Genomic DNA, 17,009 nt, shown 5'->3' with positions numbered 1-17,009 from the left:
TTACCGAGCCCGAGAAAAAAGTTCGTTCAAGCACCGAATACCAGCGACCGATGCATCGACACGCCGGCCATCAACCCATCGGCCGAGGCCAGCGTGGCATTGCTGAACGCCATGGCGAGGTCGCCTGCCGCATAGACGCCGGGCACCGTCGTCATCTTCATCGCGTCGACGCGCAGCACGCGGCCCATCGGGCCGTCGTCGAAGGCGCAGCCGAGTTGTTCGGCGAGCGGACTGGCCGGGCGCGTGTGCGGCGCCACGAACATCGCCTCGACCGGCACGAGCCGGCCATCGTCGATGCGCACGCCGGCCAGGTCCGTCCCTTGTCCTTCCAGGCCGGCGATGCGTCCCGGCTCGATGGCCACGCCGCGCGACCGCAGCCTCGCACGCACTTCGGCGTCGGGCCCTTCGCCGCCATTGAGGAAGAGCGTGGTCGGGCCCCACTCGGCGATCAGCAGCGCATGGTCCGCCGGCGCGCCGCTGTGGAAAAGCAAGCCCAGCGAGCGGCCGCCGAACTCGTAGCCATGACAGTAGGGGCAGTGCAGCACGCTCTTGCCCCAACGCTCGCCGATACCGGCGATGTCGGGCAGGCCGTCCTGCACGCCGAACGACAGCAGCAGCTTGTGCGTCGAGATCCTTTCCCCGCCGTGCAGCGACACCGTGAAGCCATCGGCGCCATCCGCGCTCGCGGCCACCACGCTGCCCTTGATGAACTCGACGGACGGATAGGCGAGCAGCTTGTCGCGCGCGTCGGCAATCATCTTCAGCGGCGGCGTGCCGTCCTGTCCGAAGAAGCCGTGCGACGCTGCGGCGAAGCGGTTGCGCGGCGCGCCCGCGTCGACGACGCACACGTTCCTGCGCGCGCGAGCCAGCTGCATTGCAGCGGAAAGGCCGGCAAAACTGCCGCCCACGATCAAAGCGTCATGGCGCATGTTCAATGTCCTTCTGCGTGAAGCCGCCGCCTGTCATGCGGCGGTGGAAGTCCCTGGAAAGATCGGCCAGCGTGATGCTGTTGAAGCGCTTCAGCAGCAGCGCCTCGGCGTCCTGGAGGGCGCCGTCGAGCGCCGCGTTCACGGCCTGCTCGACGATGCAGCCCGGGCTCTCGGTGCGGTTGCCCATGGCCAGCAGCGCGGGCGCGCCGACGGCGTTGTGGATGTCGCCCAGCGTCACCGCCGCCAACGAGCACGACAGCACCCAGCCGCCGCCGTGGCCCTTGGCCGAACTGACGAACCCCGCCTGCCGCAGGCCGGCCATGACGCGGCGCACGACAACCGGGTTGGTGTGCATCGCGGCCGCCAGCGACTCGGACGTGACGGGGGCGTTCATCTCGGCCATGTGCAGCAGCACATGGAGAACGCCTGAAAGCTTGCTGTCTCGTTTCATGCAACATTATTAGTTGCATAAGTTTTCCATGGCATGCCGAAGGGTCTTCGGGAGTTCGGCATGCCGCATCGTTTGTCACGGCACAGGCACGAGAATCGACCCCGCCATGACGTCCACACCGACCACCCTGCTCGACGCCGTCCTGCGCGGCGTGCTGCTGGCCCTGCTGCTCGTGCTCGCGCTGGTCCTCGGGCGCGACCGCCCTCGCCTGACGGTCGCGCGGGCGGGCGTACTGCTCGCGCTCGGCCTGTGCATGCAGGCCATCGGCTCCGCGCCGCTGTTCGAAGCGCTCGTGCCGCGCGGGTGGCAAGCGCCCTTTGTCGCGGTCTCCGTCGGCAATGCCGTGCTGTTCTGGGTGTTCGTGCAAGCGCTGTTCGACGACGACTTCCGGCTGCGGCCGCTGCACGTCGCCGCGTGGCTCGCGGTGGCTGCGCTGGCGGCACTCAATTGCGCGGTCGTGGCAGGCAGCGCCTCGGTGCTCGCGCCGGTGACGATGGGCCTGCAGCGCGCGGTGCCGCTGGTGTTCGCGGTGCTGGCTGCGATGGCGGCGGCTTCGCAGTGGCGGGCAGACCTGGTGGAGGGACGGCGTCGGCTGCGCGTGTTCATCGTGGTGGCGGGCGTCGGCTACAGCGTCGGCATGCTGGCCGTGCGGCTGGCCTCGCCGCAGGGCCGGCTGTCGAGCCTGTCGGCGACGGCCGATGTGGCGATGCTGCTGCTGATCGTGGCCGTGGTGGCGTGGCGGATGGTGCGGCTGGCGGGATCGGAGCTGTTTCCGGCTTCACGGGCGCCCGTTGCGATTCCCGCGCACGAGGCCGTCGCACCAGTCCCTGTCGCGCCTGCGGAACCCGAGCCCGAACAAGCCCCCGACCCCGCCGAGGACCGCCTCGCGGAATCCTTGCGGCACGCCATGGCGGTCGAACATGCCTACCGCAGCGAAGACCTGAGCATCGCCAACCTGGCCGCCCGGCTGTCGGTGCCGGAGTACCGCCTGCGCCGCCTCATCAACCAGCGGCTGGGCCACCGCAACTTCAACGCCTTCGTCAACGGCCTCTGCCTGGCCGAAGCGATGGCGGCGCTGGCCGATCCTTCCAAGCGCGAACTGCCGGTGCTCACCATCGCGTTGACCGCGGGCTTCCAGTCCATCGGCCCGTTCAACCGCGCATTCAAGGTCGCCACGGGCCTCACGCCCTCCGAATTCCGCAGGCAGAAGCTGGCCGAATCCTGAAAATCTCTCGCCGAAACCCGCACTTGCGGCTTTCGGCAAGACGCGGCAGCGGCGCCCCGGCATCGTGCGGACCTCCAAAGGCAAGGAACCACCCGATGCGACGTTTTTCTTTTTCCTCTCTCTTCTTCCTGCTCCTCGCGCTTTGCTGCGGCTGGGCGCGAGCCTCGATGGGCATGGTGGAACTTCCCGCCGCGCCCGGCGACGGCCCGGTCACGGTGTTCTATCCGTCCGCCGATGCGGCGCAGCCGATCAAACGGGCCCGCTTCACGCTCGACGTCGCCGTTCAAGGCACGCCGGCACCCGGCAACGGCCGGCTGGTGATCGTCTCGCACGGCTCGGGCGGCGCGCCGTGGGTGCATGCGGACATCGCGCGCAGCCTGGTCGAGGCCGGCTTCGTCGTCGCCATGCCCGAGCACAAGGCCGACAACTACAAGGACGACAGCGATCCCGGCCCCGACAGCTGGACCATGCGCCCCGCCGAGGTGTCGCGCGCCATCGACGCGGTGGCGCGCGACCCGCGCTTCGCACCGCTGCTGCGGCTCGACAGGGTCGGCATGTACGGCATGTCGGCGGGTGGCCATACGGCCCTGAGCCTCGCGGGCGGGCGCTGGTCGCCGGCCGCGTTCGCGCGGCACTGCGAAGCCGACCTGGTGAACGACTTCCAGTCCTGCGTAGGCCTCATCACGCGGCTGACCGGCGGGCCGCTCGACGGCATCAGGAAATGGGCCGCATTGCTCGTCATCCGCCACCGCTTCGGCGACGACGCTGCGCCGCGCGAGCACATCGATCCGCGCATCGCGGCCATCGTGGCGGGCGTGCCCTCTTCCGCCGATTTCGACATGGCCTCGCTCGCGGCGCCGCGCGTGCCGCTCGGCCTGATCACCGCCAGGCAGGACCGCTGGCTGATCCCGCGCTTCCACAGCGACCGGGTGCTTGCGGCCTGCCTGCCGCGCTGCGAGCTGATCGCGGACATGCCGACCGGCGGGCACGGCTCGCTGCTGTCTCCGCTACCGCCGGACCTCACGGGACTGGTCGGCGACATGCTCAACGACCCGCCTGGTTTCGACCGCGCCAGCCTGTTACCGGAAGTTAACCGGAAGACAACGGCCTTCTTCAGCGCGCATCTGCTGCCATGAATCGCACCGCGGGGCCAACGTTCGAGCCTCCTGTTTCGCCGACAGCCAGTTCCCACACGCGTGGGCGACTGTGGCGCACATGGCGACAAAGGCCGGCCCGGCCATGGTTGCACCCGAGCCGACCGAACCCCGGTCGGTTCTTGAAATCGTGACCAGCTACGAAAGGAAAAGTCACCCATGAAGCAACAGCAACACAACCGCATCTTCCTCGGCGCCGTGCTCGCAGGCCTCCTGGCCGTCGGCGGCGCAGCCCAGGCGCAAGGCGTCGGGGTCGGCGTGGGGGTCAATGCAGACGTGAACACCTCGGGCGCTGCAGGCGCCGGCTCCACCCATGGCGGTGCCGCGGCACGCACAGGTGCGGCCGCAGGCGCGAACACGAATGCCGGCGCTGCCACGTCCGACACGGCCGGCAGCGCGACAGGCGGTGTGGGCAACGCCGTCGGTGGCGTGCTGGGCGGTGCCACTGGCGCGGTCAGCGGTGCTACGAATGCGGCAGGCGGCGTGACGAACACCGTAGGCAGCACGCTGAATGGCGCAACCGGCGCCGTGGGTTCGGCTACCAATGCCGTGAAGCCGGGGAGCGCTGGCGCGAAGGCGAGCGGCAAGGCCCAGGGCTCGGGCGCCGTCGACATCAAGAAGTAATCAATCGGCCCGCCGGCCCAGGCCGGACAAAAGCCCGCAGCGCTCGCGCGTTGCGGGCTTTTTTTCGGGCAAACGCCTCAGTCGGCTGGCTTGAGCTTGAACAGGCTGGTGACCGCCACGTCGAGCACCATCAGCTCGCGCTGGTTGAAGAGCCGCCAGCGCCAGCGCAGGATGCCGAGCGTCGGGCGCTTTTCGGAGCGGCGCACCTCGGCCACGTCGGCCACCAGCCGCAGCGCATCGCCGGGCCGCACGGGATTCGGCCAGCGCACGTGGTCGAGCCCGGGCGAGGCGAACGATTCGGAACCGGCAAGCGCTGCGTCGACGGCCAGCCGCATCGCGATCGAGCACGTGTGCCAGCCGCTGGCGATCAGCCCGCCGAAGGAGCTGCCGGCCGCCGCCTCGGCATCCGTGTGGAACCACTGCGGGTCGTAGGCCCGCGCGAACTGCAGGAGCTCCGTTTCGGTGAGCACATAGGGCCCGGCCTCGATGACCTGGCCCACATGGAAGTCGGCGAACTTCATCCGCCGCAGCCTAGTACGTTTCGAGGTGCAGGCGGCCTTCGCGCTTCAAGGCGGCGCCGACCGTGTCCCAATCGAGCCCCGCTTCCTTCGCCACGTCGCGCAGTGCGAGCACCACGCCCTCTTCCATGCTCTTCAGGCCGCACACATAAAAGTGGCTCGCGCCATCTTTCAGCAGCGCGGCCAGGTCGGCGGCACGCTCGCGCATCAGGTCCTGCACGTAGCGCTTGGGGCTTCCCGGCGTGCGCGAGAACGCGAGGTTGATGTCGATGAAGTCCTTGGGCAGCGACTGCAGCGGACCGAAGTACGGCAGCTCCTGCTGCGTGCGCGCGCCGAAGAACAGCATCAGCTTGCCGCCCTCGAACTTGCCGCTCTTGCGCAGGCGGCGGCGCCATTCGGTCATGGCACGCATCGGCGCGCTGCCGGTGCCGGTGCAGATCATCACGATGTGCGACTTGGGGTGGTTCGGCATCAGGAACGACGAGCCGAAGGGCCCGACCACCTGCACCGTGTCGCCCACCTTCAGGTCGCACACGTAGTTGGAGCACACGCCGCGCACCGGGTCGCCTTCGTGGTCCTCGGTCACACGCTTCACGGTGAGCGACACGTTGTTGTAGCCGGGCCGCTCGCCGTTGCGCGGGCTGGCCACCGAGTACTGGCGCGCATGGTGGCGCTTGCCGATGGCGTCAACGCCCGGCGGCACGATACCGATCGACTGGCCTTCGAGCACCGGGAACGGCACCACGCCGAAGTCGAGCACGATGTGGTGGGTCTCGCTGTCGAAGCCCGCCTCGGTGCAATTGAAGTTGCCGACCACGGTGGCGGTCGTCGGCGTCTTCGGCGGGAAGAGATTGGTGTACGCGTGCGCGGCCGACCAGGGCGGCACGGTGGCGCCGTATTGCGCCGAATTGAAGGCCGGCTCGATCGATTCGGCGGCCGCCTGGGCTTGCGTCTGGGCGGGCAAGGCGGCCGCGGGGTCGCCGGCCACTTCCGCGGACACGCCGGCGGCTTCGAGCTCTTCCGGCGAGAGTTCGGCGGGCAGCGATTCCCAGGTGAGCTGTTCCTCGATCGAGTACGCGCGCACCACCGGCATCGTGCGCCAGTTGTCGATCGAACCCGTCGGGCACGGCGAGATGCAGGCCATGCAGCCATTGCAGACGTCCGCGCGCACGACGTAGTTGTTGTCGTCGTGCGTGATCGCGTTGACGGGGCAGATGGCCTCGCAGGTGTTGCAGCGGATGCAGATCTCGGGGTCGATCAGGTGCTGCTTGATGATCCCGGCTTCAACGGCCATGTCCATGTTGTTCTCCTAGAGCCCTCCCCCTCTGGGGGAGGGTTGGGTGGGGGCAAACGGCCTCTGTCGTGGGCGCTATCGCCGCTTGCCCCCATCCCAGCCTTCCCCCAGTGGGGGAAGGAGCAATACCGAAATACCCGATCAGCCGAAACGCACGTACTCGAAATCCACCGGCTGGCGGTTGATACCCATCACCGGCGGCGAGATCCAGCCGGCGAACTTGCCCGGCTCGACCACGCGTCCCATCAACGATGCCACGAAAGCGAAGTCCTCGGAACTCGGCAACCATTCGTCGCGCTTGGCGGCCCATTCGATGTCGTTCACCACGCGGCCTTCGGGCGACATCTTGATGCCGGCGAGCGCACCGATCTGGCGGTTGAAGGCCTTGTGCGGCACGGTCAGGCGGGTCGGGATGCCAGCCTTCTCGAGCACCTTGTTCCAGCGGCCGACGCCGGCCACGGAGTCCTTGATGAAGTCGTCGCGCAGCACTTCGTTCAGCGCGTTGAGCATCGGCACGTCCTTCTCGACGAGCTGGCCGTCCTTCACCTCGAGCACCTTGTAGGTCTGGCCCTTGAGCACGTGGTCGTCGTCGCGCTTGCCTTCTTCGTAGCGGCCCTTCAGGCCCGAGCTGTAGAAGATGGCGGCGTTGCTCGACTGGTCGGCGCCGAACAGGTCGATGGTCACGCTGTAGTGGAAGTTCAGGTAGCGCTGGATGGTGCCCAGGTCGATGCAGCCGGCGGCGCGGATCTTCTGCGCGTCGTCGGTCTTGAGCTCGTTCATCACCTGCGCGGTGCGCGCGATGACGCGCGACACGCCGCTCTCGCCCACGAACATGTGGTGCGCTTCTTCGGTCAGCATGAACTTCGTGGTGCGCGCCAGCGGGTCGAACGCGCTCTCGGCCAGCGCGGCCAGCTGGAACTTGCCGTCGCGGTCGGTGAAGTAGGTGAACATGAAGAACGCGAGCCAGTCGGGCGTCTTCTCGTTGAAGGCGCCCAGGATGCGCGGGTTGTTGGCGTCGCCCGAGGTGCGCTGCAGCAGCGCGTCGGCTTCTTCGCGGCCATCGCGGCCGAAGTGCTTCTGCAGCAGATAGACCATGGCCCACAGATGGCGGCCTTCTTCCACGTTGATCTGGAACAGGTTGCGCAGGTCGTACATGCTGGGCGCGGTCAGTCCCAGGTGGCGCTGCTGCTCGACCGATGCGGGCTCGGTGTCGCCCTGCGTCACGATGATGCGGCGCAGGTTGGCACGGTGCTCGCCGGGCACGTCCTGCCAGGCTTTTTCACCCTTGTGGTCGCCGAAATGGATCTCGCGGTTGGCGTCGCCCGGGTTCAGGAAGATGCCCCAGCGGTAGTCGCGCATCTTCACGTGGCCGAACTGTGCCCAGCCCTGCGGATCGACGCTCACGGCCGTGCGCAGGTACACCTCGTGGTTGGTCGAGCCCTCGGGGCCCACGTCGTCCCACCAGTTGATGAAGTTCGGCTGCCAGCCTTCGAGCGCGCGCTGCAGCGTGCGGTCTTCGCCGAGGTTGACGTTGTTGGGGATCTTCTCGCTGTAGTTGATCGTGCTCATCGTTGTTCCTTGGGTTGTTCAGGCTGCCAGTTCAAACGCGGTTCATGTCGAAGCCGGCCTTCTCGCCGGTGCCGTAGACCTTCAGCGCACCCTTTTCACCGACGGCGTTGGGGCGGTTGAAGATCCAGTTCTGCCAGGCGGTGAGCCGGCCGAAGATGCGGGTGGCCATGTTCTCCTTGCTTGCGAAGCGCAGGTTGGCTTCGAGGCCGGTGAGCGCGTCGGGCGACATGGCGGCGCGCTCTTCGATGGCGATGCGGATCTCGTCGTCCCAGTCGATGTCGTCGGGCGCGGCGGTCACGAGGCCGAGCTTCAGCGCCTCGTCGGCGTCGAGCGGCTTGCCGGCGGCGGTGCGCGCGGCCTCGAGCGGCGCGGCTTCTTCATAGAAGCGGCGCTGCAGGCGGCTCTGGTCGTTCACCATCGGGAAGAAGCCGAAGTTGAATTCGTTCAGCGTGAGCTTCGGTGCCCGATCGGCGTCGTCAGGCAGCGCGAGCATGTAGGTGCGGTCGGCCGCGAAAGCCAGCTCGGCCAGCGTGCCGGCGAAGCACGAACCGGCCTCCACCAGCGCGAACAGGCTGCGCGACGACACGTCCAGCCGCGCCAGCGTGCGGCGCAGCGCGCCGATGGTTTCGCGCACCAGCCAGTGGTCCTTGTTGGCGAGCATCACTGCGTCCGACGCGAGCACGGCGGCAGCGTCGCCCTCGGTCTTGAGCAGCCAGGTGCCGATGTCGAGCTCGTTGGTGCGCAGGTTGAGGATGGCGTCGTCGAGTTCGCGGCACATGGCGAGCGGCCACCAGGCGGCACCCGCAGCTTCGATGGCGGCGATGTCGGTCGGCTGCGCGCCGGTGGGCGCCTTGATGGTGATGGTCGCGGTGCGCTTGCTGCGGTCGATCTGCACGTTGACGTTCGAGTACGCGATGCCGTCGGCGCTGTCGGTGCGTTGCAGGCGGGTCAGCGCCACGCCCTTGCCGTTGGCCGGGCGGTCGCTGCCGGCCGCGAGTTGCGAAGCGCGCTCCTGCACCGCGGCGGCGAACTGCGCGGGCTTGGCCACCGCGTCGACCAGGCGCCAGTCGACCGCGCGCTGCCCGCGCACGCCTTCGACGCTGGTGCAGAAGATGTCGGCCAGGTCATGGCGCACGTGGCGCTTGTCGGTCACGCGGGTCAGGCCGCCGGTGCCGGGCAGCACGCCGAGCAGCGGCACTTCGGGCAGCGAGACGGCGGAGGAGCGATCGTCCACCAGCAGGATCTCGTCGCAGGCCAGCGCCAGTTCGTAGCCGCCGCCGGCGCAGGCGCCGTTCACGGCCGCGAGGAACTTCAGGCCCGAGTGCTTCGAGGTGTCTTCGATGCCGTTGCGGGTCTCGTTGGTGAACTTGCAGAAGTTGACCTTCCAGGCATGGCCGGAGACGCCGAGCATGAAGATGTTGGCGCCCGAACAGAAGATGCGGTCCTTGCCGCTGGTGACGATCACGCTGCGCACTTCGGGGTGCTCGAAGCGCACGCGGTTGAGCGCGTCGTTCAGTTCGATGTCCACGCCCAGGTCGTAGCTGTTGAGCTTGAGCTTGTAGCCGGGGCGGATGCCGCCGTCTTCCGCGATGTCGAGCACGAGGCGCGCGATGGCGCCGTCGAAGCTCAGCGACCAGTGGCGGTATCGGCCGGGCTCGGTGCGGTAGTCGACGCGCGGGGGCGCCTGGAGCGTGGTGATGTCGGTCATGCGGAAGTCTCCTGTGGGGCAGTGTTCGGAAACCGTGAACAGGAAAGATAATGCACTTTACTGCTCCGATGACATGCATCATGATGCATGCATTCAGGCAAGTCAATGCCTGTTGTGCTTTTTTTCAGATTTCGGGCTGGGTTGAGGATTCGGGGAAGTGCTTCGGGGAAGTGCGCAGGCCACCGGGTACTCCCCTCCGCGAATGTCCCCCGCCCTTCGGGCTCCTCCTTTATTTCGCTGCGGGGAGCACCCGATGCCCTGCGCACAGGGCACGCTGCTGGTTTGCAGAACGATCACGACGGCGGGGTGCCTTGCGCAGCGAAATAAAGGAGGAGGCCGCAGGCCGGGGGACATTCGCGGAGCAAGGTACCCCGTCGGCGTGAGCGAGCCCCGAAGACTCAGCTCAAGCGCCCAGCCCCATCGATTGGCGGGTCGCGGCCCGCAGCGCCTGGAAGCTCTGCGCCAGCGTCTTGCCGCTGGTGTCCACCGACAAGTCGGCCTTCGAATAGAAGGCGGCGCGGCCGTTCAGGATGCGGCGCAGGTCTTCCATCGCTTCCTTGCTGGCGGCCATCGGGCGGGTGTCGCCCTGTGCGGCCACGCGGCCCATGTGCTCCTCGGGCGCGGCCTGCAGCCACACGGTGGTGCAGTGCGCGAGCAGCTCGTTGAAGGTGGCCGGGTCGGAGACGATGCCGCCCGGCGTGGCGATTACCACCTCACTGTAGATCTGCACCGCTTCTTCGAGCGCGCGGCGCTCGTAGCGGCGGTAGGCGTTGGTGCCGTACAGGTCGTGGATCTCGCGCACGCTGCAGCCCGCGAGCTTCTCGATCTCGCGGCTCAGTTCGATGAACGGGATCTCGAGGTCTTCCGCCAGCATCTGCCCCAGCGTCGACTTGCCCGCGCCGCGCAGGCCCACGAGCGCGATGCGGCGGTGCCGCGCCGGATCGACCGAGGCCGTGCCCAGCAGTTCGCCGAGCGCCACGCGCACGCGGCGCAGGTCGGCTTCGCTGCGGTGCTCGAGCAGCTCGCGGATCAGCAGCCACTCGGGCGAACTGGTCGTCACGTCGCCCACCAGCTCGGCCAGCGAGCAATGCAGTGCGCCGGCCACCTGCTGCAGCACGAGGATCGACGCGTTACCGATGCCGTATTCGAGATTGGCGAGGTGGCGCTCCGACACCTCGGCCGCGACGGCCACGGCCTTGCGCGTGAGGCCGCGCTGCGCGCGCAGGTTGCGCACCCGATCGCCCAATGCCGCCAGCAGCGGGTTCTTCGCCTCTCCTGCGGGCCCAACGCCGTTGCCGGGGCCGCCACTTTCCGGCGCGGTGGCCAGCACCGCGTCTACATGCTCGTTCATGCAATTCCTCGTTCTTCGCCGGAATTGTGCGCGCTCAGGGTAAACACCATAGATGCACTATATTGCTTGACACTCATTGTCTCGATGCTTATCGTTCGGCCACACGCAAGATACTGCACGCGCAGCGATTCTGCAAGGTAGTTCAAAAGCTCGAGGCCCCACGATGTCCGACCGAAGCACCGCCGCCACAGGCAAGGAAGCATTTCACCAGCTGATTGCAGGCTTGACCGCCGAGATCGCCGGCAGGCCGCTCGACAGCGCGCTCGACCAGTGGCTCAACGCCACCCACGGTGCAGGCAGCGCCCGCTTCGAGCAGCTGCGCCAAGCATGCATCGGCGGCGTCGCCGAAGGCTGGCTGTGCGAGCGCGAGGGCGGCGGCATCCGATACGGCCGCGTCTTCAAGGCCGAGGACGCGCTGCACCGCTTCTCGGTCGACGTGGTCGACATGCAGGACATCGCCGGCCCGCACCACACGCATCCGAACGGCGAGATCGACCTGATCATGCCGCTGGACGACCACCCCGCCACCTTCGACGGACGGCCTGTCGGCTGGTGCGTCTACGGTCCGGGCACCGCGCATCGCCCGACCGTGGCCCAGGGCCGCGCACTCGTCCTTTACCTGCTGCCCGAAGGGCAGATCAAGTTCTCCTGATGACCGAACTCCTCCAAAACCACGTCGCCGGCCGCTGGCAAAGCGGATCGGGCACCGGCACGCCTCTGTTCGACCCGGTGCTGGGCACCGAGCTCGCACGCGTCGACGCCACCGGCCTCGACCTGCCCGAAGCCTTTGCCTTCGCCCGCGAACAGGGCGGCAATGCGTTGCGCGCCCTCACCTACCGCCAGCGCGCCGGGCTGCTTGCAGCCATCGTGAAAGTGCTGCAGGCCAACCGCGACGCCTATTACGACATCGCCACCGCCAACTCCGGCACGGTGAAGAACGACTCGGCGGTCGACATCGACGGCGCGATCTTCACGCTCGGCCAGTACGCCAAGTGGGGCGACGCACTCGGCGACGTGCGTGCGCTGCGCGACGGCGAGGCGGTCAAGCTCGGCAAGGAGCCGGTGTTCTTGTCACAGCACCTGCAGGTGCCGACGCAAGGCGTGGCGCTGTTCATCAACGCCTTCAACTTCCCGTCGTGGGGCTTGTGGGAAAAGGCCGCGCCCGCGCTGCTGTCGGGCGTGCCCGTGATCGTGAAGCCCGCCACGGCCACCGCCTGGCTCACGCAGCGCATGGTGAAGGACGTGGTCGATGCGGGCGTGCTGCCCGCAGGCGCGCTGTCCATCGTCTGCGGCAGCTCGGCCGGATTGATGGATGCGCTGCAGCCCTTCGACGTGGCCTCGTTCACCGGCTCGGCCGAGACGGCTGCGGTGATCCGCTCGCATCCTGCGGTGGCCGAGCGCTCGGTGCGCGTGAACATCGAGGCCGACAGCCTCAACAGCGCCCTGCTGCTGCCCGGCGCCGCGCCTGGCAGCGAGGCCTTCAACCTGCTCGTGCGCGAAGTGGTGCGCGAGATGACGGTGAAGTCGGGCCAGAAGTGCACCGCCATCCGCCGCATCCTGGTGCCGGCCGAGGTGTACGACGCCGCGGCCGAAGCCATCGGCGCCAAGCTCGCGGGCATCACGGTGGGCAATCCGCGCAACGAGAGCGTGCGCATGGGCTCGCTCGTGAGCCGCGCTCAGCTGAATGCGGTACGCGACGGCCTCGACGCGCTGGCCACGCAGACCACCGTGCTGCACGACAGCCGCAACAAGCCGCTGATCGATGCCGACCCGAAGGTGGCCGCCTGCATCGGCCCCGTGCTGCTGGGCGCGCGCGACGCCGATGCGGCGCAGCGTGTGCACGATGTGGAAGTGTTCGGGCCGGTGGCCACGCTGCTGCCGTACCGCGATCTCGCGCACGGCATCGCACTTGCACACCGCGGCCAGGGCTCGCTCGTGACCTCCCTGTATGGCAGCGACGACGCAGCGCTCGCGCAAGCCGCGCTGTCGGTCGCACCGAGCCACGGCCGCGTGCACGTCATCACCCCCGAGGTGGCGCAGGCCCACACGGGCCACGGCAACGTGATGCCGATGTCGCTGCACGGCGGTCCCGGCCGCGCGGGCGGCGGCGCCGAACTGGGCGGCCTGCGCGCGCTCGATTTCTATCACCGCCGAAGCGCGGTGCAGGCAAGCCCCGGCGTGCTCACCGCACTCGGCCTCTAGAACGAGAGACACGGCCGAAGGAGACAAGACCATGACCCTGCCCACACGATTCAACTTCGCCGAGCACCTGTTCGCCCTCAATCGCGGCCGCGCCGATCGCACCGCCTACATCGACGACCGCGGCACGCTGAGCTACGGCCAGCTCGAAAACCGCGCGCGCCGCCTCGCCGCCGCATTGAAGGCGGCAGGCATCCACCGCGAAGAGCGCGTGCTGCTGCTGATGCTCGACGGCAACGACTGGCCGGTGAGCTTTCTCGGCTGCCTCTATGCCGGCGTGGTGCCCGTGGCCGTCAACACGCTGCTCACGCCCGACGACTACGCCTACATGCTCGATCACAGCCGCGCGCAGGCCGTGCTGGTGTCCGGCGCACTGCTGCCGACGCTGCAGCAGGCGATGGCGCGCGGCGGCCATGAAGTGCAGACGCTGATCGTGTCGCAGCCCACGGGTGCGCTGCCCGAGGGCGCACAGGAATTCGAAGCCGCGCTCGCCGGCGTCGAGCCCCTGGCATCGCCCGCGGCGACCGCTTCCGACGACCCCGGCTTCTGGCTCTACTCCTCCGGCTCCACCGGCAAGCCCAAAGGCACGGTCCACACGCATGCCAACCTATGGTGGACGGCCGAGCTCTACGGCAAGCCGGTGCTCGGCCTCACCGAGAACGACGTGTGCTTCTCGGCCGCCAAGATGTACTTCGCGTACGGGCTCGGCAACGCGCTGACCTTCCCGCTGTCGGTCGGCGCCACCGTGGTGCTGATGGCCGAGCGGCCCACGCCCGACGCCACCTTCCGCCGCTGGGTGGAGCACAAGCCCACCGTGTTCTTCGGCGCGCCCACCGGCTTCGCTGGCATGCTCGCCTCGCCGAAGCTGCCGGCGCGCGAAGCCGTGGCCCTGCGCATGTGCTCCTCGGCCGGCGAGGCGCTGCCCGGCGAGCTCGCGCAGCGCTTCAAGGCGCACTTCGGCTGCGAGATCATCGACGGCATCGGCTCGACCGAGATGCTGCACATCTTCATCTCCAACCGTCCCGGCGACGTGCGCTACGGCACCACCGGCCGGCCGGTGGAGGGCTACGAGGTCGAACTGCGCGGCGAGGACGGCCGACCCGTGGCCGACGGCGAGGTGGGCGACCTCTACATCCGCGGCCCGAGCTCGGCGCTGATGTACTGGAACAACCGCGAGAAGTCGCGCGAGACCTTCCAGGGCGGCTGGACCAAGAGCGGCGACAAGTACACGCGCGACGCCGACGGCTACTACACCTACGCCGGGCGCAGCGACGACATGCTGAAGGTCAGCGGCATCTACGTGTCACCGTTCGAGGTCGAGGCCACGCTGATGCAGCACCCGGCGGTGCTTGAGGCCGCGGTGATCGGCAAGGAGGACACCGAAGGGCTGACGAAGACCAAGGCCTTCGTCGTTCTGAAGGACGGCGCCGCGGTGACCGAGGAAGAGCTGAAAGCCTTCGTCAAGGAACGCCTCGCGCCGTACAAGTACCCGCGGTTCCTGGAGTTCGTGAGCGAGCTGCCGAAGACGGCGACGGGGAAGATCCAGCGGTTCAGGCTGCGCGAGCGGGAAAAGCAGGCGTGATACGCACCCCGTCTTCCTCTTTCCCCCTCCCCCGCTGGGGGAGGGCCGGGGTGGGGGCATCGGCCTTCATGCACGCGCAGCCCTTGCAGGCGCCGCTTGCCCCCATCCCAACCTTCCCCCAAAGGGGGAAGGAGCAACAGCCGGAGGCCGCGCAATGACCCCCCACTTCGCCACCATCGACTGGCGCGGCCGCCCCGTGCAGATCGAGTGCCAATGGATCTCCCCCGAACGCACCAATGCGCCATTGATCGTCTTCCTCCACGAAGGCCTCGGCTCCATCGCCATGTGGAAGGACTTCCCCGCGAAGGTCTGCGAAGCCGCCAACGCCCGCGGCCTCGTCTTCTCGCGCCCGGGCTACGGCCGCTCCACCCCGCGCGCCCGCGACGAGACCTGGGACGTCGACTTCATGCACCGCCAGGCGCATGAAGTGCTGCCCGCCCTCTTCGCCGCGCTCGACCTCGACGACGAGAAGCCCTGGCTCTTCGGCCACAGCGACGGCGCCTCGATCTCAATGCTGTATGCGGCGCGCTTCCCCGAGCGCGTGGCCGGCCTGGTGCTGCTGGCGCCGCACATCTTCGTCGAGGACGTGACGGTGGCCAACATCGAGCAGGCCCGGTTGGCCTACCTGGAGACCGACCTGCCGAAGAAGCTGGGCCGCTATCACGACGACGTCGATTCGGCCTTCTGGGGCTGGAACCGCGTCTGGCTCCATCCGCCTTTCAGGCAATGGAACATCGAAGCCGAGCTCGATGGCATCCGTTGCCCGATTCTTGCTATGCAGGGTATCGACGATGAGTACGGCACACTCGCGCAGATTCGCGGCATCGCCAGGCGCGTGCCGGGCACCGAGCTGCTGGAGCTGCCTGACTGCGGGCATTCCCCGCATCGCGACCAGCCGGAAAAAGTGATAGTGGCGACCGTTTCATTCGTGGAGGACCGTAATCCCCGGTCAGGGAAAACTCGTGTTTGAGAGATAAATGATTTACCCTTAAAGTATCTACGCCAGCGGCAGCGCGTCGTGAAGACACGCGCCCCAACCCGTCGCCCGTCTTCAAGCCGTTCCCCTTTTATTTCAATATCACGCCAGGAGATCACATGAGCACCCGCATCGCCCGCACCACCCTGACGGCCCTCGCCCTGGCCTGCATCGCCACGCTGGGCCACGCCCAGCAAGGCAAGCTCAAGGTCGGTCTGATGCTGCCCTACAGCGGCACCTACACCGCCCTGGGCGTGGCCATCGAGAACGGCTTCAAGCTCTACGTGGACGAGCACGGCGGCAAGCTCGCCGGCCGCGAGATCGAATACTTCAAGGTCGACGACGAGTCCGACCCTGCCAAGGCCACCGACAACGTCAACAAGCTCATCAAGCGCGACAACGTCGACGTGATCGTGGGCACCGTGCACTCGGGCGTCGCCATGGCCATGGCCAAGGCCGCGAAGGAAAGCGGCACCGTGCTGATCGTGCCCAATGCCGGTGCCGACGCGGTGACCGGCCCGATGTGCGCGCCCAACATCTTCCGCAGCTCGTTCAGCAACTGGCAGCCGGCCTACGCCATGGGCGAGGTGGCGGCCAAGCAGCAGGGCAAGAAGAAGGCGATGACCATCACCTGGAAGTACGCGGCCGGCGACGAGTCGGTTGCAGGCTTCAAGGAAGGCTTCGAGAAGAACGGCGGCAAGGTCGACAAGCAGCTCACGCTGCCCTTCCCCAACGTGGAATTCCAGGCGCTGCTGACCGAGATCGCGGCGGCCAAGCCCGATGCGGTGTACGCCTTCTTCGCCGGCGGCGGCGCGGTGAAGTTCGTGAAGGACTACCAGGCCGCCGGCCTGAACAAGACCATTCCGCTGTACGGCCCCGGCTTCCTGACCGACGGCACGCTCGATGCGCAGGGTGAATCCGCACAGGGCATGCTGACCACGCTGCACTATGCCGATGGCCTGAACACCGCGCGCGACAACACCTTCCGCGTCGGCTATGCCAAGGCGTTCAAGCTGCAGCCCGACGTGTACGCGGTGCAAGGCTACGACGCGGCGCAGATGCTGGGCGTGGGCCTTGCCGCCACCAAGGGCGACATCTCGAAGAAGGCCGAGTTCACGGCCGCTATCGAGAAGGCGAAGATCGACAGCCCGCGCGGCACCTTCACGGTGAGCAAGTCGCACAACCCGGTGCAGGACATCTACCTGCGCAAGGTGGAAGGCAAAGAGAACAAGCTGGTGAGCACGGCGATCAAGGGCCTCGCCGACCCGGCCCGCGGCTGCAGGATGTAGGCACTCCCCCAGGCTACGCGCACTTCGTGTCGCTTCGCCTTCCCCCTCGCCGGGGGCGACACCTGCGGCCCGGCAAAGCCGGTTCCGCGGTGTCTCCCGAACATCGCGGGCGCCATCGCGCCACGCTCTCTTTCGGTCTC

General features: G+C 68.0%; 15 protein-coding genes. 8 read left to right on the top strand and 7 right to left on the bottom strand.

Annotated elements, in window-relative coordinates; translation table 11 throughout:
- Window positions 1-26: 26 nt before the first annotated feature.
- Together ASD05_RS28930 and ASD05_RS28925 are read right to left on the bottom strand one after the other, a co-directional pair.
- Window positions 27-929 carry an NAD(P)/FAD-dependent oxidoreductase gene (locus tag ASD05_RS28930; protein ID WP_056600198.1) on the bottom strand — a complete coding sequence of 301 codons (903 nt, stop codon included), beginning with the start codon at window positions 927-929 and terminating at the stop codon, window positions 27-29.
- The gene (locus ASD05_RS28925) at window positions 919-1,380 is read right to left on the bottom strand and encodes an RrF2 family transcriptional regulator (RefSeq protein WP_056600195.1); all 462 of its coding nucleotides are present in this window, start codon (window positions 1,378-1,380) and stop codon (window positions 919-921) included. Before ASD05_RS28925 ends, ASD05_RS28930 begins: the two co-directional genes overlap by 11 nt.
- A gap of 106 nt (window positions 1,381-1,486) precedes the next feature.
- Here ASD05_RS28925 and ASD05_RS28920 point away from each other — a divergent pair, with 106 nt between their 5' ends.
- From ASD05_RS28920 to ASD05_RS28910, 3 genes are all read left to right on the top strand, one after another.
- Window positions 1,487-2,605 (top strand): helix-turn-helix domain-containing protein, encoded by a 1,119-nt coding sequence (locus ASD05_RS28920; RefSeq protein WP_056600192.1) that lies wholly within the window; start codon window positions 1,487-1,489, stop codon window positions 2,603-2,605.
- 95 nt (window positions 2,606-2,700) lie between these two features.
- Window positions 2,701-3,741 (top strand): alpha/beta hydrolase family protein, encoded by a 1,041-nt coding sequence (locus ASD05_RS28915; RefSeq protein ID WP_056600189.1) that lies wholly within the window; start codon window positions 2,701-2,703, stop codon window positions 3,739-3,741.
- A gap of 177 nt (window positions 3,742-3,918) precedes the next feature.
- Complete coding sequence (locus tag ASD05_RS28910; protein WP_056600184.1) at window positions 3,919-4,383, top strand: hypothetical protein; 465 nt, start codon at window positions 3,919-3,921, stop codon at window positions 4,381-4,383.
- Between the two features lie 77 nt (window positions 4,384-4,460).
- Here the strand turns inward: ASD05_RS28910 and ASD05_RS28905 are convergent, their stop codons facing one another.
- The 5 genes from ASD05_RS28905 to ASD05_RS28885 form a co-directional block, all read right to left on the bottom strand.
- Window positions 4,461-4,904 carry a MaoC family dehydratase gene (locus tag ASD05_RS28905; RefSeq protein WP_056600181.1) on the bottom strand — a complete coding sequence of 148 codons (444 nt, stop codon included), beginning with the start codon at window positions 4,902-4,904 and terminating at the stop codon, window positions 4,461-4,463.
- Between the two features lie 10 nt (window positions 4,905-4,914).
- Entirely contained in the window at window positions 4,915-6,201 is a 1,287-nt protein-coding gene (boxA, locus tag ASD05_RS28900; RefSeq protein WP_056600179.1) for a benzoyl-CoA 2,3-epoxidase subunit BoxA, read from the bottom strand.
- A 135-nt stretch (window positions 6,202-6,336) separates the two neighbouring features.
- Window positions 6,337-7,764, bottom strand: coding sequence for a benzoyl-CoA 2,3-epoxidase subunit BoxB (boxB, locus tag ASD05_RS28895; protein WP_056600176.1), 1,428 nt, complete (start codon window positions 7,762-7,764; stop codon window positions 6,337-6,339).
- Window positions 7,765-7,795: 31 nt separating this feature from the next.
- A complete protein-coding gene (gene boxC / locus ASD05_RS28890) occupies window positions 7,796-9,472 on the bottom strand; it encodes a 2,3-epoxybenzoyl-CoA dihydrolase (RefSeq protein ID WP_056600174.1) in 1,677 nt (558 codons plus the stop codon).
- A 403-nt stretch (window positions 9,473-9,875) separates the two neighbouring features.
- Window positions 9,876-10,823 (bottom strand): helix-turn-helix transcriptional regulator, encoded by a 948-nt coding sequence (locus ASD05_RS28885; protein ID WP_056600172.1) that lies wholly within the window; start codon window positions 10,821-10,823, stop codon window positions 9,876-9,878.
- Window positions 10,824-10,986: 163 nt separating this feature from the next.
- On the opposite strand from ASD05_RS28885, the gene ASD05_RS28880 reads away from it, so the two are divergent.
- From ASD05_RS28880 to ASD05_RS28860, 5 genes are all read left to right on the top strand, one after another.
- The gene (locus ASD05_RS28880) at window positions 10,987-11,475 is read left to right on the top strand and encodes a DUF4863 family protein (RefSeq protein ID WP_056600170.1); all 489 of its coding nucleotides are present in this window, start codon (window positions 10,987-10,989) and stop codon (window positions 11,473-11,475) included.
- Window positions 11,475-13,025 (top strand): 3,4-dehydroadipyl-CoA semialdehyde dehydrogenase, encoded by a 1,551-nt coding sequence (locus ASD05_RS28875; protein ID WP_056600167.1) that lies wholly within the window; start codon window positions 11,475-11,477, stop codon window positions 13,023-13,025. Before ASD05_RS28880 ends, ASD05_RS28875 begins: the two co-directional genes overlap by 1 nt.
- A gap of 31 nt (window positions 13,026-13,056) precedes the next feature.
- Window positions 13,057-14,604 (top strand): benzoate-CoA ligase family protein, encoded by a 1,548-nt coding sequence (locus ASD05_RS28870; RefSeq protein ID WP_056600165.1) that lies wholly within the window; start codon window positions 13,057-13,059, stop codon window positions 14,602-14,604.
- A 154-nt stretch (window positions 14,605-14,758) separates the two neighbouring features.
- The gene (locus ASD05_RS28865) at window positions 14,759-15,574 is read left to right on the top strand and encodes an alpha/beta fold hydrolase (RefSeq protein ID WP_056600162.1); all 816 of its coding nucleotides are present in this window, start codon (window positions 14,759-14,761) and stop codon (window positions 15,572-15,574) included.
- Window positions 15,575-15,699: 125 nt separating this feature from the next.
- Window positions 15,700-16,869 carry an ABC transporter substrate-binding protein gene (locus ASD05_RS28860; RefSeq protein ID WP_007832653.1) on the top strand — a complete coding sequence of 390 codons (1,170 nt, stop codon included), beginning with the start codon at window positions 15,700-15,702 and terminating at the stop codon, window positions 16,867-16,869.
- Window positions 16,870-17,009 lie beyond the last annotated feature (140 nt).

Origin of the sequence: Variovorax sp. Root434 (assembly GCF_001426595.1) — a bacterium.
In the GTDB taxonomy this organism is placed as follows: Bacteria; Pseudomonadota; Gammaproteobacteria; order Burkholderiales; family Burkholderiaceae_C; genus Variovorax.
The sequence above is the reverse complement of the archived record's forward strand: the minus strand, read 5'-3'. Positions and strand labels throughout refer to the sequence as shown.